This window comes from Agromyces sp. GL_144 (genome assembly GCF_057834305.1).
The window spans coordinates 2,164,099-2,177,441 of the sequence record NZ_CM174399.1 but is presented as its reverse complement, the minus strand read 5'-3'; the positions used below and the strand labels follow the sequence as shown (position 1 = coordinate 2,177,441).

15 protein-coding genes are annotated in these 13,343 nt (G+C 70.6%); 7 read left to right on the top strand and 8 right to left on the bottom strand.

Annotated elements, in window-relative coordinates; all coding sequences use genetic code 11:
• Positions 1-15: 15 nt before the first annotated feature.
• Complete coding sequence (locus AC3IPY_RS09825) at positions 16-1,113, bottom strand: glycosyltransferase family 4 protein (RefSeq protein ID WP_489184113.1); 1,098 nt, start codon at positions 1,111-1,113, stop codon at positions 16-18.
• Positions 1,110-2,018: an alpha/beta fold hydrolase gene (locus AC3IPY_RS09820; protein WP_489184112.1), complete on the bottom strand. Its 909-nt coding sequence runs from the start codon at positions 2,016-2,018 to the stop codon at positions 1,110-1,112. The genes AC3IPY_RS09825 and AC3IPY_RS09820 overlap by 4 nt, the downstream gene beginning before the upstream one ends.
• 148 nt (positions 2,019-2,166) lie before the next feature.
• On the opposite strand from AC3IPY_RS09820, the gene AC3IPY_RS09815 reads away from it, so the two are divergent.
• Positions 2,167-2,868 (top strand): exonuclease domain-containing protein, encoded by a 702-nt coding sequence (locus AC3IPY_RS09815; RefSeq protein WP_489184111.1) that lies wholly within the window; start codon positions 2,167-2,169, stop codon positions 2,866-2,868.
• A 113-nt stretch (positions 2,869-2,981) separates the two neighbouring features.
• Here the strand turns inward: AC3IPY_RS09815 and AC3IPY_RS09810 are convergent, their stop codons facing one another.
• The 3 genes from AC3IPY_RS09810 to glgA form a co-directional block, all read right to left on the bottom strand.
• Complete coding sequence (locus AC3IPY_RS09810; RefSeq protein ID WP_156997890.1) at positions 2,982-3,230, bottom strand: type B 50S ribosomal protein L31; 249 nt, start codon at positions 3,228-3,230, stop codon at positions 2,982-2,984.
• 126 nt (positions 3,231-3,356) lie between these two features.
• Positions 3,357-4,142, bottom strand: coding sequence for an ABC transporter ATP-binding protein (locus tag AC3IPY_RS09805; protein ID WP_489184110.1), 786 nt, complete (start codon positions 4,140-4,142; stop codon positions 3,357-3,359).
• 82 nt (positions 4,143-4,224) lie between these two features.
• Positions 4,225-5,412, bottom strand: a complete 1,188-nt coding sequence (gene glgA, locus AC3IPY_RS09800; RefSeq protein ID WP_489184109.1) for a glycogen synthase — start codon at positions 5,410-5,412, stop codon at positions 4,225-4,227.
• A gap of 81 nt (positions 5,413-5,493) precedes the next feature.
• Here glgA and AC3IPY_RS09795 point away from each other — a divergent pair, with 81 nt between their 5' ends.
• Together AC3IPY_RS09795 and serB are read left to right on the top strand one after the other, a co-directional pair.
• Positions 5,494-6,744, top strand: a complete 1,251-nt coding sequence (locus AC3IPY_RS09795; protein ID WP_489184108.1) for a glucose-1-phosphate adenylyltransferase — start codon at positions 5,494-5,496, stop codon at positions 6,742-6,744.
• Entirely contained in the window at positions 6,741-7,403 is a 663-nt protein-coding gene (gene serB, locus AC3IPY_RS09790; protein ID WP_489184107.1) for a phosphoserine phosphatase SerB, read from the top strand. Before AC3IPY_RS09795 ends, serB begins: the two co-directional genes overlap by 4 nt.
• A gap of 15 nt (positions 7,404-7,418) precedes the next feature.
• Here the strand turns inward: serB and AC3IPY_RS09785 are convergent, their stop codons facing one another.
• Positions 7,419-8,129 (bottom strand): beta-ketoacyl-ACP reductase, encoded by a 711-nt coding sequence (locus tag AC3IPY_RS09785; protein WP_489184106.1) that lies wholly within the window; start codon positions 8,127-8,129, stop codon positions 7,419-7,421.
• Positions 8,130-8,287: 158 nt separating this feature from the next.
• Between AC3IPY_RS09785 and AC3IPY_RS09780 the strand changes: the two genes are divergently transcribed.
• The 3 genes from AC3IPY_RS09780 to AC3IPY_RS09770 are packed head-to-tail and all read left to right on the top strand — an operon-like array spanning position 8,288 to position 9,791.
• Entirely contained in the window at positions 8,288-8,695 is a 408-nt protein-coding gene (locus AC3IPY_RS09780) for a DUF3099 domain-containing protein (protein WP_489184105.1), read from the top strand.
• Positions 8,692-8,934, top strand: coding sequence for a hypothetical protein (locus AC3IPY_RS09775; protein WP_489184104.1), 243 nt, complete (start codon positions 8,692-8,694; stop codon positions 8,932-8,934). Before AC3IPY_RS09780 ends, AC3IPY_RS09775 begins: the two co-directional genes overlap by 4 nt.
• Complete coding sequence (locus tag AC3IPY_RS09770; protein WP_489184103.1) at positions 8,931-9,791, top strand: SURF1 family cytochrome oxidase biogenesis protein; 861 nt, start codon at positions 8,931-8,933, stop codon at positions 9,789-9,791. Before AC3IPY_RS09775 ends, AC3IPY_RS09770 begins: the two co-directional genes overlap by 4 nt.
• Positions 9,792-9,808: 17 nt before the next feature.
• On the opposite strand, the gene AC3IPY_RS09765 is transcribed toward AC3IPY_RS09770, so the two are convergent.
• Positions 9,809-11,407, bottom strand: coding sequence for an ABC-F family ATP-binding cassette domain-containing protein (locus AC3IPY_RS09765; protein ID WP_489184102.1), 1,599 nt, complete (start codon positions 11,405-11,407; stop codon positions 9,809-9,811).
• 179 nt (positions 11,408-11,586) lie between these two features.
• Here AC3IPY_RS09765 and AC3IPY_RS09760 point away from each other — a divergent pair, with 179 nt between their 5' ends.
• A complete protein-coding gene (locus AC3IPY_RS09760; RefSeq protein ID WP_489184101.1) occupies positions 11,587-12,699 on the top strand; it encodes a winged helix DNA-binding domain-containing protein in 1,113 nt (370 codons plus the stop codon).
• A gap of 76 nt (positions 12,700-12,775) precedes the next feature.
• Here AC3IPY_RS09760 and AC3IPY_RS09755 read toward each other — a convergent pair whose 3' ends face one another.
• A complete protein-coding gene (locus tag AC3IPY_RS09755; protein ID WP_489184100.1) occupies positions 12,776-13,339 on the bottom strand; it encodes a YceI family protein in 564 nt (187 codons plus the stop codon).
• Positions 13,340-13,343: the final 4 nt, after the last annotated feature.

Genomic DNA, 13,343 nt, shown 5'->3' with positions numbered 1-13,343 from the left:
CAGCGACGGCGCGGGTCAGCGCCGACGACGCGAACGACGGCGCTGGCCCGGCGCGACCGTGCGCCGCATGAGGTCGAGCAGCACGTCGGCCGATGCGGACCACGTGTACTTCTCCGCGACGTCGACGGATGCCGCGGAGCGGCGTTCCCACTCATCGCCGCGTTCGAGCGACCAGAGCGCCGCGACGAGCGACTCGGGGTTCTCGGAGTCGAAGTACATGGCCGCGTCGCCGCCGATCTCGCGGAAGATCGGGATGTCGCTCACCACGACGGGCGTGCCGAGGCGCATCGCCTCGACGAGCGGGATGCCGAACCCCTCGGCCTTGGACGCATGCACGAGCGCGGTCGCGCCGGCGAGCAGCTCGGCGTATGCGGCATCCGAGACGCCGTCGTGGAACACGAGCCTCGCTTGCGGAGCGAGGCGCGTGAGGCGGGTGCGCTCGTCGCGACTGATCTTGCTCAGCAGGTGCAGTTCGTGGTCGGGCAGCGCGCCCACGGCGCGGACGAGCGTGTCGACGTTCTTGTAGGGCATGTACGAGCCCATGTAGACGAGGCGGTGGCCGTCGGGTCGCATGCGCGGCAGCACCGGCACGGCGAGGTCGTCGGCGGCGTTCGGCACGACCGTGACCGGCCGATGGGTGAGTTCGTGCTCTCGGATGAGGTCGGCCGTCGTCTCGGACACCGTGACGACCGCGTCGGCTCGGTTCAGGAGCAGGCGCTGCGGCCACCAGGCGAGGTGGTAGAGCCGCCAGAGCAGGCGCACGGGCGCCGGCAGGTCGCGCGGCGGCGTGGGGTTCTCGTAGTAGATGAGGTCGTGCAGGGTGAGCAGCAGCTTGTAGGTGCGGCCCCACGATCCCATGGTCTGCATGGGCGAGAACACGAGGTCGGGGCGCAGCCGGCGCACCTGCAGGGCGACGAACGGTTCGCGCACGCTCGTGGGCGAGCTGACGAGTTGCCAGGGCAGGTCGGGCAGCATCTCGAGCTGGCGATGGTCGCTGATGAGCATGGTGAGCGGATGCCGCCGCGCGAGCTCGGTGACGATGCCCGCGGTGAAGCGGCTGATGCCGTCATGTCGCCCGATGCGGGTGTAGCGGCAGTCGACGACGATCCTCACGCGCGCGCCCCTGATCCGCGGGCCTCTGAGCCGAGGAAGCCGAGGATGTGGCGTGCGGCGACGCCGGGCGTCTCGTAGTGGATCAGGTGACCGACCTCGGGGATCACCTCGAGGCGGGCGTCGGGGAACAGCGTCGCCAAGCGCCGTTCGGCCTCGATGGGCGTGACGTCGTCGCGCTCGGCGGCGATGAGCAGGGTCGGCACGGCGATGTCGCCGGCGACCTCGCTCACGTCGTGGCCGACCGACGTGGTGAAGGACTCGAGCACCGAGGCCCGGCTGCCGAACGCCGAGAAGTACCGGTCGTGCTCCTCGTGGATCCACCGGCGCAGCGGCTTGGAGTGCGTCTTGGCCATGGTCACGCTCATGACGCGCACGATCGCGCGGTTGCGGAGCAGGGCGAATCCGGGACGCTCGGGCAGCGCGGCGGCCACGCGGTAGTAGAGCACCGCGAGCCTGGTCATGACCCCGCGCGGGCCTTCGAGCGCCGGCGCGCCGATCGGGTTCACGAGGATGAGTCGCTCGGGCGCGAGCCCGCGCGCCACGGCGGCCGAGGCGACGATCGAGCCGAACGAGTGGCCGAGCAGCGTGTAGGGGCCGGCGATGCCGACCGCCGGAATGAACGCGGCGAGCCACTCGGTGTAGGCGTCGAGGTCGTGCGGTCGGTCGCCGAACGTCGCCGACGAGCCGAAGCCCGGAAGGTCGGGCGAGATGATGCGGAACCCCGGCAGCTGGGCGACCACGGGTTCGAGCCCGTGGTGGTCGCCGCGGAAGCCGTGCACGAGCACGATCACGGGTGCGTCGGCGGGGCCGTACTCCCACCAGGCGGTCTCGGTGCCGAGGACGTCGAGCCGGTGCTCGCGGACGGGGATGCGCGCGAGTTGCTCGGCGTACGGGGAAGGGATCATCCCCGTCATTCTAGGGCGCGGCACCTGGGCGACGGCCGCTGTCCACAGGCGGATGCCACGACCGGGCCGCCGCCCACGGGCGACCGGATCTGACGGACACGCGTGGCACTCCCCCGACGATGTCGGTGCCCGACCGTAGCCTTCGAGCATGGAACCCGAGAACATCGCCAGCTGGGCCGACACCCTCGCCGTCTTCGACCTCGAGACGACGGGCATCGACGTCGACACCTGCCGCATCGTGACCGCGCATGTCGGCGTCATCGGCGTCGACGGCGGGGTGCTCGAGCGTCGCGAGTGGCTGGTCGACCCGGGCGTCGAGATCCCCACGGCCGCCTCGCTCATCCACGGCGTGAGCACCGAGCGCGCCAGGGCCGAGGGCGCGGCCGCGCCGACTGCGGTGGCCGAGATCATCTCCGCCCTCGCGAGCGCGGCCGCTCGCGGGCTGCCGATCGTGGCCTACAACGCCGCCTACGACCTCACCGTGCTCGCGCGCGAGGCCGAGCGATACGGCCTGCTCGGGCTCCCCGGCCCCGACGCCGTCATCGACCCCCTCGTCATCGACAAGGCCGTCGACCGGTACCGCCGCGGCAAGCGCACGCTCACGGCGACCGCCGAGCACTACGGTGTGCGGCTCGATGACGCGCACGATGCGGGCGCAGACGCCGTCGCCGCGGGCCGTGTCGCCCAGGCCATCGCCCGTGCGTACCCCGAGCTCGCCGCGTTCGCGGTCGGCGACCTGCACGCACGGCAGGTCGAGTGGTGCCGCGATCAGGCCGAGAGCTACCAGGCCTGGCGCCGCAAGAACGGCGAGCCCGAGTTCACGACCTCAGGTGCCTGGCCCGTTCGCTGAGAAGTCGCCGGCGACGCGACCGCCGGTTCCGCGTGCCGTGAGAGTTCCGGGCACGACGAAGGGGCGGCCGACCCTGTCGACCGCCCCTTCGTTCGGCTGCGTTCCTGCTGGAACTACTTGCCGAAGCTCTTGAAGCGCTGGTTGAACTTCTCGACGCGGCCGGCCGAGTCCATGATGCGCTGCTTGCCCGTGTAGAACGGGTGCGACTCCGACGAGATCTCGACGTCGATGACCGGGTAGGTCTCGCCGTCGAGCTCGATGGTCTTGTCGCTCGACACCGTCGAACGGGTGAGGAACGTGGCGCCCGAGGCGAGGTCGCGGAAGACGACGGCGGCGTACTCGGGGTGGATGTCGGTCTTCATGGTGACTTCCTTGCTGATCGGATGATTTCTACAGAATCCCGCCGGCGACGTGTGCAGCACAGCGGGAAAGCATGAATGGCCCGGGGGCCAGCTATCGATTCTAGCAGAATCGACGGCGTTCGCTCGTCAGTTGGCGCGCGCGGCGTATCGCCCGTCGTGCTCGGTGAGTTCGATCGGGATGCCGAACGCCTCGGTCAGCGACTCCGACGTGAGCGCCTCGGCGAGCGGGCCGGCCTTGACGACGCCGCCCTTGGCGAGCAGCAGCGCGTGCGTGAAGCCCTTGGGGATCTCTTCGACGTGGTGCGTGACCATGACGATCGCCGGAGATGCGGGCGAGGCCGCGTAGCCGCCCAGGAGCCCGACGAGCTCTTCGCGCGCGCCGAGGTCGAGGCTCGCGGCGGGCTCGTCGAGGAGGAGCAGTTCGGGGTCGGTCATGACCGACCGGGCGATCTGCACGCGCTTCTGCTCGCCGTCGGAGAGGCTGCCGAACCGGCGGTCGGCGAAGCCGTCGAGGCCCCATTCGGAGAGCACGCGCTGCGCGCGACGGGTGTCGATCTCCTCGTACTCCTCGTTCCAGCGGCCCGTCACGGAGTACGCGGCGGTCAGCACGGTGTCGATGACGGTCTCGTTGCGCGGGATCTTGCGCGCCATCGCGGTGGAGGCGAAGCCGATCATCGGTCGCAGTTCGAAGACGTCGGTCTTGCCGAGCTTCTCTTCGAGCACGGATGCCTCGCCCTTGGTGGGGTGCATCGCCGCGGCCGCGATCTGCAGCAGGGTGGTCTTGCCGGCGCCGTTCGGGCCGAGCACGACCCAGCGTTCGTCGGATGCGACGCTCCAGTTCACGTCGTCGAGAATCGAATTCCCGTCGCGAACCACCGAAACATCCCGGAACTGCAGCACCGTACTCGCCATGCCTCCCATGCTATCTGGAGCATGGACCCCCGAATGCGCGCGAGGGCCTCCGGTGACGCGACGAGACCGCGCGAGCGACTGCTCAGCCTGCGAGCACGCGCGCGTAGAGCTCGCGGGTGCGCCCGGCGATCGCATCCCACGCGAAGTGCTCTTCGGCGCGCCGCCGCCCGGCCGCGCCCATCTCGGCCGCGCGCACCGGATCCTGCACGACCCGCGTGAGCGCGGCGGCGAGGTCTGCCACGAAGCGGTCGGGATCGAGCGGCGTGCCCGTGCCGTCGTCGGACTGCTCGATCGGCACGAGCACCCCGGTGACGCCGTCGTCGACGACCTCGGGGATTCCGCCGGTCGCCGTGCCGACGACGGGCGCCCCGCAGGCCATGGCCTCGAGGTTCACGATGCCGAGCGGTTCGTACACCGACGGGCAGACGAACGCCGTCGCCGCGGTGAGCAGGGCGGTCAGCTCGGCACGCGGGAGGTGCCGGTCGATCCAGACGACGCCGTCGCGCTCGGCGCGGAGCTCGTCGACGAGGCCGGTGACCTCGGCCATGATCTCCTCGGTGTCGGGTGCGCCCGCGCAGAGCACGAGCTGCACCTCGGGCGGCAGCAGGCGTGCGGCGCGGAGCAGGTACGGGAGCCCCTTCTGCCGGGTGATGCGGCCGACGAAGATCACGGAGGGTCGGTCGGGATCGACACCCAGGGCTCGCGCGAGATCGCCGTCGTCGTTGGGTCGCCAGTCGACGAGGTCGATGCCGTTGTAGACGACCTCGACCTTCGCCGGGTCGATCGACGGGTAGGAGCGCAGGATGTCGCGCCGCATGCCCTCGCTCACGGCCACGACCGCGTCGGCGTCCTCGAACGCGGTGCGCTCGACCCACGACGAGAGCCGGTAGCCGCCGCCGAGCTGCTCGGCCTTCCACGGGCGCAGCGGTTCGAGGCTGTGGGCCGTCACCACGTGGGGGATGCCGTGCAGGCGCTTCGCCGTGAAGCCGGCGAAGTTCGCGTACCAGGTGTGCGAGTGAACGAGATCGGCCCCGGCGGCATCGGCCGCCATGAGCAGGTCGACGCCCATGGTGCCGACCGCGGCGTTGCGTCCGGCGAACGAGTCGGGTGTGGCATAACTGAACGTGCCCGCTTCGTCGCGCGGGGCGCCGAAGGCCCGCACGACCACCTCGATGTCGTGCCGCAGCGCTCGGACGAGCTCGGCGACGTGCACGCCGGCTCCCCCGTAGACCTCGGGCGGATATTCACGGGTGAGCAGGTCGACGCGCATGGGGAAACGCTAGCGCAGCGGCATCCGTCACGTCTCGACTTCGGGCACCGCAAGGCCGCCCGCGCTGACTACGCTGGGGGCATGGCCACGCGCAAGGTATTCGGCATCGTGCTCGCAGGCGGTGAGGGCAAGCGACTCATGCCCCTCACCGAGGATCGGGCGAAGCCCGCCGTGCCCTTCGGCGGGCAATACCGATTGATCGACTTCGCCCTGTCGAACCTGCTCAATTCGGGCCTGCGCCAGATCGTCGTGCTGACCCAGTACAAGTCGCACAGCCTCGACCGCCACGTCTCGCAGACCTGGCGCATGAGCGGCCTGCTCAACTCGTACGTCGCCTCGGTGCCGGCGCAGCAGCGCCTGGGCAAGCGCTGGTTCTCGGGCTCGGCCGACGCGATCCTGCAGAGCCTCAACCTCATCTACGACGAGCAGCCCGACATCATCGTCGTCGTCGGCGCCGATCACGTCTACCGCATGGACTTCGACCAGATGATCGAGGCGCACATCGCCTCCGGTGCCGCGGCGACGGTCGCCGCCATCCGCCAGCCCATCGGACTCGCCGACCAGTTCGGCGTCATCGAGGTCGACCCCGCGAACCCCGAGCACATCCACCGGTTCCTCGAGAAGCCGAGCGATCCGGTGGGCCTTCCCGACTCCCCCGGCGAGGTGCTCGCGTCCATGGGCAACTACGTGTTCAACGCCGACGCCCTCATCGACGCGGTGCTGCGCGACGGCGAACGCACCGATTCGAGCCACGACATGGGCGGCGACATCATCCCGGCGTTCGTCTCGCAGGGCGCCGCGGGCGTCTACGACCTGCAGCGCAACGACGTGCCGGGTTCGACCGATCGCGACCGGTACTACTGGCGCGACGTCGGAACGATCGACTCCTTCTTCGAGGCCCATCAAGACCTCATCTCGGTCATGCCGATCTTCAACCTCTACAACCGCGAATGGCCGATCTTCAGCCAGCAGCTGAACTCGCCGCCGGCCAAGTTCACGCGCGATGCGCGGGGCACGCTCGGCACGGTCATCGATTCGATCGTCTCGCTCGGCTCGGTCATCTCGGGCGCGCATGTCGAGCGCAGTGTGCTCGGCCCGTGGGCGGTCGTCGGTTCGGGCGCACATGTGTCCGACTCGATCCTCTTCGATCGGGCGCGCATCGATGCCGGGGCGACCGTGCAACGGGCGATCCTCGACAAAGAGGTGGTCGTCGAGGCCGGCGCCCGCATCGGCGTCGATCGCGGCGAAGACGTCGCCAGGGGCTTCATCGTCACCGACAGCGGCATCACGGTCGTCGGCAAGGGGTCGCGAGTCCGGGCGTCGCACGCGTGAGCACGGCGTTCACCGGCCGCACGAGCGGGCCTTTGGTCGTGCTCGACGCCGACTCGACGCTCATCCGCGAAGAGGCGATCGAGCTGCTCGCCGAGGCCGCGGGCAGCCTCACCCTCGTGGCCGAGGTCACCGAGCGGGCGATGCGCGGCGAACTCGACTTCGCCGCGAGCCTGCGCGAACGCGTCGCGACGCTCGCCGGGCTGGGCGAGGCCGACCTCGCACACGCTCGTACGCGCATGACGCCGACGCCCGGCATCCACGAACTCGTCGCGGGCGTGCACGCGGCCGGCGGCGTCGTCGGGGTCGTGTCGGGCGGTTTCCACGAGCTGCTCGATCCGCTCGCGGCCTCGCTCGAGCTCGACTTCTGCCGGGCCAATCGCCTCGAGGTCGTCGATGGGCGGCTCACGGGCCGGGTCGACGGGCCGATCATCGACGCCGAGGCCAAGGCGGTGGCGCTCGCCGAGTGGGCGGCCGAGGCATCCGTGCCCCTGCGCTGCACGGTCGCCGTGGGCGACGGGGCCAACGACCTGCGCATGCTCGATCGCGCCGGCCTCGGCGTCGCGTTCTGCGCGAAGCCCGTCGTGCGCGAGCAGGCGGATGTCGCGATCACGACGCCCGACCTGAGCCAGGTGCTCGCCCTGCTCGGCCTTCGCGGCTGAACCGGGAACGCCGGGTCAGTGCCCCATGCCCAGACCGCCGTCGACGGGGATGACGGCGCCCGAGATGTACCCGGCGTCGTCGCCGGCGAGCCAGGCCACGACGCGGGCGACCTCGTCGGGTGAGGCGAAGCGGCCGAGCGGGATGCTCTTCTTGTACTCGGCCTGCTGCGCCTCGGGCAGTTCGTCGGTCATGTCTGTCTCGATGAAGCCGGGGGCGACGACGTTGGCCGTGATGTTGCGGGCGCCGAGCTCGCGCGTCAGCGAACGGGCCATGCCGACGAGGCCGGCCTTCGATGCCGAGTAGTTGATCTGGCCGGGCGACCCGTAGAGCCCGACGACGCTCGAGATCAGCACGACGCGGCCGAAGCGCGCCTTGAGCATGCCCTTCGAGGCGCGCTTGACCACCCGGAAGGCGCCCGTGAGGTTCGTGTCGATGACGCTCGTGAAGTCCTCTTCGGCCATGCGCAGCAGCAGCGTGTCGCGGGTGATGCCGGCGTTCGCGATGAGCACCTCGACCGGGCCGAGCTCGGCCTCGATCTCGGTGAAGGCACGGTCGACGGATGCCGCGTCCGTGACATCCGCTCGAACGGTCAGCGTGCCCTCCGGGCCTTCGCCCGACCGCGCGGTGACGGCGACCCGGTGCCCCTGGGCGACGAATTCGCGCGCGATGGCATAGCCGATGCCGCGGTTGCCGCCGGTGACGAGGACGGTTCGGGGCGTGGTCATGCGTGGACTCCATTCCGGTGGGGTGCTGCGGCCCGAGGCGAGCCTGTCTCAGCATAGTGATCGTGATGCCAGTGGCATCCGTCCCGCCCGGTCCGCCGCGCGAGCCGAGGCGACGTAGGCTTGGAGGGAGGAGCGCCGCACCGGACTGCGACGACGAGATGAAGCAGCAATCGATCACGAGTCTGCCGCCCTCACCCGAGGCCGAGCAGCGTTCGCGCATGATCAAGTACTCCGTGGCCATGGGAGTGCGCATCGTGTGCATCATCGCGATGCTCTTCGTGCGCGACTGGTGGCTCGTGGTGTGCGCGGTCGGCGCCATCGCACTGCCGTACTTCGCGGTCGTGATCGCGAACGTCGGCTCCCCGGTCCGCCGCAGCGAGGTCGAGCGCCCGGGCAGCATCCTTCCCGTGCGGCCCCGAGCGGATGCCTCGGGCGAGCCGGCCGGTAAGGCGTCGGCCGATGCCGATCCGAACGCCGACCCAGGGCACCGCGACGAGACGCCGCCCGACGGCCCGGCGGCATCCGCACCCTCCGGTGAGACCCGTGACGACGAGGACGCCCGATGATCGGCGGCATCGGCGGCGCACCCGACGACATCTGCTCGCGCGCCTCGTGCCGTGAGCCCGCCAGGTGGCGCATCGACTGGCAGAACCCGCGCATCCACACGGGCGACCGGTGGAAGACCTGGCTCGCCTGCGACGAGCACGTCGACTACCTGCGCGGCTTCCTCGAGGCGCGCTCGTTCCCCGTGCGCGTCGTGGAGTTCTCGGGCGCGCTCGACGAGTCGGCCGAGGTCGATTCGTGAACGAGTGGGCCTTCCTGAGGTCGCGCCGGTGGGCGGGGTACCTCGCGCTCGTCGTCGTGTTCGCGATCGTCTGCTGCGCGCTCGGCATGTGGCAGTTCGCGAGGCGCGCCGAGGCGCGTGCCGAGATCGCCCGAATCGACGCGAACTACGACTCGCAGGCGATCCCGGTCGACGAGGCGCTGCCCGATCCGGCCGGTTTCGGCATCGACCAGCGGTGGCAGGTCGTCGCGCTCTCCGGGCAGTACCTCGACGACGAGGAGGTCGTCGTGCGCAACAGGCCCGGCCAGGGCGGGTCCGGGTTCGAGGTGCTCACCCCGTTCCTCCTCGATGACGGCTCCGTGTTCGTGGTCGACCGCGGCTGGGTCGCGCAGGACTCCGAGGGGCGGCCGAGCGGGTACGCGGCTCCCCCGGCCGGTCACGTCGAGGTCGAGGCGCGGCTCAAGGCTGGTGAAGGGCAGATCGACGGGCGCACGTCGGCCGGCGACGAGTTCGCCACGATCGACCTCGAGGAGCTCGCACAGCGCGTCGACGAGCCCGCCTACACCGGTGCATACGGCCTGCTCGTGCAATCGGGCGCCGAAGCCGACGACCCGCCGATCGCTGCGAGCCGGCCGCTCCGCGACGAGGGCCCGCACCTCTCGTACGCCCTGCAGTGGTTCGTCTTCGCCATCATGGGCTTCATCGGCCTCGGCTGGGCGGCCAGCCAGGAGCGCAAGGGCCGTGCCGAGGCATCCGGAATCGACGGCGGCGTCGGTGCCGCCGTGAAGGCGACCCGACCCGAGCCGCGCAAGGTCAACCGCACGCAGCGCAAGGACGCCGACGCCGACCTCGAAGACGGCGTGCTCGACCGGCGGTAGGTCGCTCGGAGCGAGCATCAAGCCAGCTCGATGAGCTCCTGGTAATCGCGGCTCCAGTGGTCTTCGGTGCCGTCGGGCATGATGAGCACGCGCTCGGGGTTCAACGCCTCGACGGCGCCCGGGTCGTGCGAGACGAGCACGACCGAGCCCTCGTAGTGCGCGAGCGCGTCGAGGATCTCGGCGCGGCTCGCGGGGTCGAGGTTGTTCGTGGGCTCGTCGAGGAGCAGCACGTTCGCGCCCGAGACCACGATCATCGCGAGGGCGAGTCGGGTCTTCTCGCCGCCCGAGAGCACGCCCGCGGGCTTGTGCACGTCGTCGCCCGTGAAGAGGAACGAGCCGAGCACCTTGCGCGCCTCGGTCTCGGTGAGGTTCGGCGACGCGCTGACCATGTTCTCGAGCACGCTGCGCTTGACCTCGATGGTCTCGTGCTCCTGCGCGTAGTAGCCGACGCGCAGACCGTGCCCGGCCTCGACGATGCCGGTGTCGGGCGCGTCGACGCCCGCGAGGATGCGGAGCAGCGTGGTCTTGCCCGCGCCGTTCAGGCCGATGATGACGACCTTCGAGCCGCGGTCGATCGCGAGGTCGACGGCGGTGAAGATCTCGAGGGAGCCGTAGCTCTTCGACAGGTCGCTCGCGGTGATGGGCGTGCGACCGCAGGGTGCGGGCGTCGGGAAGCGCAGCTTCGCGACGCGGTCGACGGCGCGCACCTCGTCGAGGCCGGCGAGCAGCTTCTCGGCGCGGGCGACCATCTGGTGCGCAGCGGCGGCCTTGGACGCCTTGGCGCCGAACCTCGCGGCCTGCATCTGCAGCACGCCCGCCTTCTTCTCGGCGTTCGCGCGCTCCTTCTTGCGGCGCTCCTCGTCGGCGGCGCGCTGGCGCTGGTAGTGCTTCCAGCCCATGTTGTAGACGTCGATGCTCGACCGGTTCGCGTCGAGGTAGAACACGCGGTTGACGACCTCGTCGACGAGCACCACGTCGTGCGAGATCACGATGACGCCGCCCTTGTACCCCTTGAGGAACTCGCGGAGCCAGATGACCGAGTCGGCGTCGAGGTGGTTCGTGGGCTCGTCGAGGATCATGGTCTGCGCGTCGGAGAACAGGATGCGCGCGAGCTCGATGCGTCGACGCTGACCGCCCGAGAGCGTCTTCAGCGGCTGGTCGAGGATGCGGTCGGGCAGGTTGAGATTCGACGCGATCGACGCGGCCTCGGCCTCGGCCGAGTATCCGCCGAGCGCCGTGAAGCGGTCGGTGAGGTTGCCGTACTTCTTCATGGCCCGTTCGGCGACCTCGGGGTCGTCGCTGCCCATCTGCATGGACGCCTCGTGCATGCCGAGCACGAGCGTGCCGAGTCCGCGCGCGTCGAGGATGCGCGTGCGCGCGAGCATCTCGGGGTCGCCGGAGCGCGGGTCCTGCGGCAGGTAGCCGATCTCGCCGGAGCGGTCGATGCGCCCGCCCGTGGGCAGGGTCTCGCCGGCGAGGGTCTTCGTGAGCGTGGTCTTGCCCGCGCCGTTGCGGCCCACGAGGCCAACCTTGTCGCCCGCGGAGACGCGGAAGTCGACGTGCTCCATGAGCACGCGTGCGCCGACGCGGATCTCGAGATCGTGTACGGCGAGCACAGGGAGCCTCCGGCAGGTGTGGGGTGGGATCGTGCCGACGTGGCACAGCCGCCCAGTCTATCCCGAGCGGATGCGTCGGAGCTGAGCGTCGCCGGGCGTCGGCGCGTATTCGGGGTCGGCGTCGCATTCCGGGCACGAGAATCTCGCCGTCTGTCGGTGGGTTCCGGCAGACTCGCACCATGACGACGGATGCCGCGACCGACGCCGCGACGACGACGCTGCGGGCTTCGCGGCTGGCCGCCCAAGGGCTGGGCGACGGCTTCGCCTCACCGGCCGCGGCGGTCGATCGGCTCCTGTGCGTGCAGGCGCAAGACCTCGCGGCCGCGAAATGGGTGCTCGGCGCTCGCGTTGCGGGTTCGAGCGAGGCGAGCGTCGACGCCGCGATCGACGCCGGCGAGCTGCTCCGCACCTGGCCGATGCGCGGCACGCTGCACTTCGTCGCTCCGGCCATGCTCCGGCCGATCCTGCGTCTCACGGCCGAGCGGTTGATGCAGCGCGCCGCCAAGACCCACCGTGACGAGGGCATCGACGACGAGGTGCACGCGGCGGCCCGACGTGTCGCCGTGCGCGAGCTCGAGGGCGGGCGCAGCCTTTCGCGCGACGAACTGCAGTCGGCCTGGGCGGCCTCGGGCATCCCGATCGCCGGCCAGCGCGGGTACCACCTCATCTGGCGTCTCGCCAACGAGGGGCTGCTCTGCTGCGGTCCCGTCGACACGCGTGCACGTCAGCGGTTCGTGCTGCTCGACGAGTGGTCGCCGAGCTCGGCCGGAGAACCCGGCGACGACGAGACGCTCGCCCTCCTCTTCACCGGGTACGCCCGCGGCCACGGTCCGATCACGGTTCGCGACTTCGCGTGGTGGACGGGATCGACCCTCACGACCGCGCGCGCGGCCCTCGCGGCGGCCGGTGATGCGGTGGCGCCCTACGACGACGAGCGGTTCGTCGCGGTCGATGCTCCCCCGCACCCCGGTGGGCCCCTGTCGGGGCGCCAGGTGCTGGCCCCGTTCGACGAGTACTTCCTCGGCTACGGTGATCGCACCGCGTTCTGCTCGCCAGACGACGCCCTACGCGTCGTGCCGGGCAAGAACGGCATGTTCCTGCCGATCCTGGTCGCCGACGGCGAGGTGGTCGGCACGTGGCGGCGGTCGCCCGAGCGTCGCGGGGCGACGCCGATCGAGCTCACGTCGTTCCGGGGCGACGACCTCGCCGACGAGTTCCGGCCGGCCCTCGAGCGATGGGCGGCCTTCTGGTCGACGACCCTCGGCGACGTGTCGGCAGCACTTGCGGCATGAACCTCGCCACGACGACGCTCCACATGACGAGGGCCGGATGCCACGCGGCATCCGGCCCTCAGCTTGCGTGCGGTGCCTACTGGTCGAGCGCCGCCTGCAGCTCGATGGTGATGGTCACCTTGTCGCCGAGCAGCACGCCGCCGGTCTCGAGGGCCGCGTTGTAGGTGAGGCCGAAGTCCTCGCGGTTGATCACGGTCTTGGCCGTGGCGCCGGCCTTGTAGTTGCCGTAGGGGTCGCCGCCGAAGCCGCCGAACTCGAAGTCGAAGGTCACGGGCTTCGTGATGCCGCGGATCGTCAGGTCACCGTCGACCTTGAAGTCGCCGTCGTCGACGCGAACGCCGGTCGAGACGAAGTCGATGGTCGGGTAGGTCTCGACCTCGAAGAAGTCGCCGGTGCGCAGGTGCCCGTCGCGGTTGGGCTCGTTCGTGTTGACCGAGGCGACCTCGGCCGAGGCCGTGACGCTCGAGTCGAGCGGGTTCTCGCCGGTCACGAACGTGGCGTTGAAGCGCTCGAACTTGCCCTTGACCTTGCTGATCATGATGTGGCGGATGCTGAAGGCGACCTCGCTGTGCGTGGGGTCGATCGTCCACGTGCCTGCGCGGTAGCCGGGGATCTCGATGCCGGTTGCGGTGTTCGTCATGGGT

What these genes read in the sequence shown, in the direction of transcription:
- AC3IPY_RS09820 (WP_489184112.1), bottom strand. Translation starts at nt 2,018, where the DNA reads ATGATCCCTTCCCCGTACGCCGAGCAACTCGCGCGCATCCCCGTCCGC.
- AC3IPY_RS09815 (WP_489184111.1), top strand. Translation starts at nt 2,167, where the DNA reads ATGGAACCCGAGAACATCGCCAGCTGGGCCGACACCCTCGCCGTCTTC.
- AC3IPY_RS09810 (WP_156997890.1), bottom strand. Translation starts at nt 3,230, where the DNA reads ATGAAGACCGACATCCACCCCGAGTACGCCGCCGTCGTCTTCCGCGAC.
- AC3IPY_RS09805 (WP_489184110.1), bottom strand. Translation starts at nt 4,142, where the DNA reads ATGGCGAGTACGGTGCTGCAGTTCCGGGATGTTTCGGTGGTTCGCGAC.
- glgA (WP_489184109.1), bottom strand. Translation starts at nt 5,412, where the DNA reads ATGCGCGTCGACCTGCTCACCCGTGAATATCCGCCCGAGGTCTACGGG.
- AC3IPY_RS09795 (WP_489184108.1), top strand. Translation starts at nt 5,494, where the DNA reads ATGGCCACGCGCAAGGTATTCGGCATCGTGCTCGCAGGCGGTGAGGGC.
- AC3IPY_RS09785 (WP_489184106.1), bottom strand. Translation starts at nt 8,129, where the DNA reads ATGACCACGCCCCGAACCGTCCTCGTCACCGGCGGCAACCGCGGCATC.
- AC3IPY_RS09780 (WP_489184105.1), top strand. Translation starts at nt 8,288, where the DNA reads ATGAAGCAGCAATCGATCACGAGTCTGCCGCCCTCACCCGAGGCCGAG.
- AC3IPY_RS09775 (WP_489184104.1), top strand. Translation starts at nt 8,692, where the DNA reads ATGATCGGCGGCATCGGCGGCGCACCCGACGACATCTGCTCGCGCGCC.
- AC3IPY_RS09760 (WP_489184101.1), top strand. Translation starts at nt 11,587, where the DNA reads ATGACGACGGATGCCGCGACCGACGCCGCGACGACGACGCTGCGGGCT.
- AC3IPY_RS09755 (WP_489184100.1), bottom strand. Translation starts at nt 13,339, where the DNA reads ATGACGAACACCGCAACCGGCATCGAGATCCCCGGCTACCGCGCAGGC.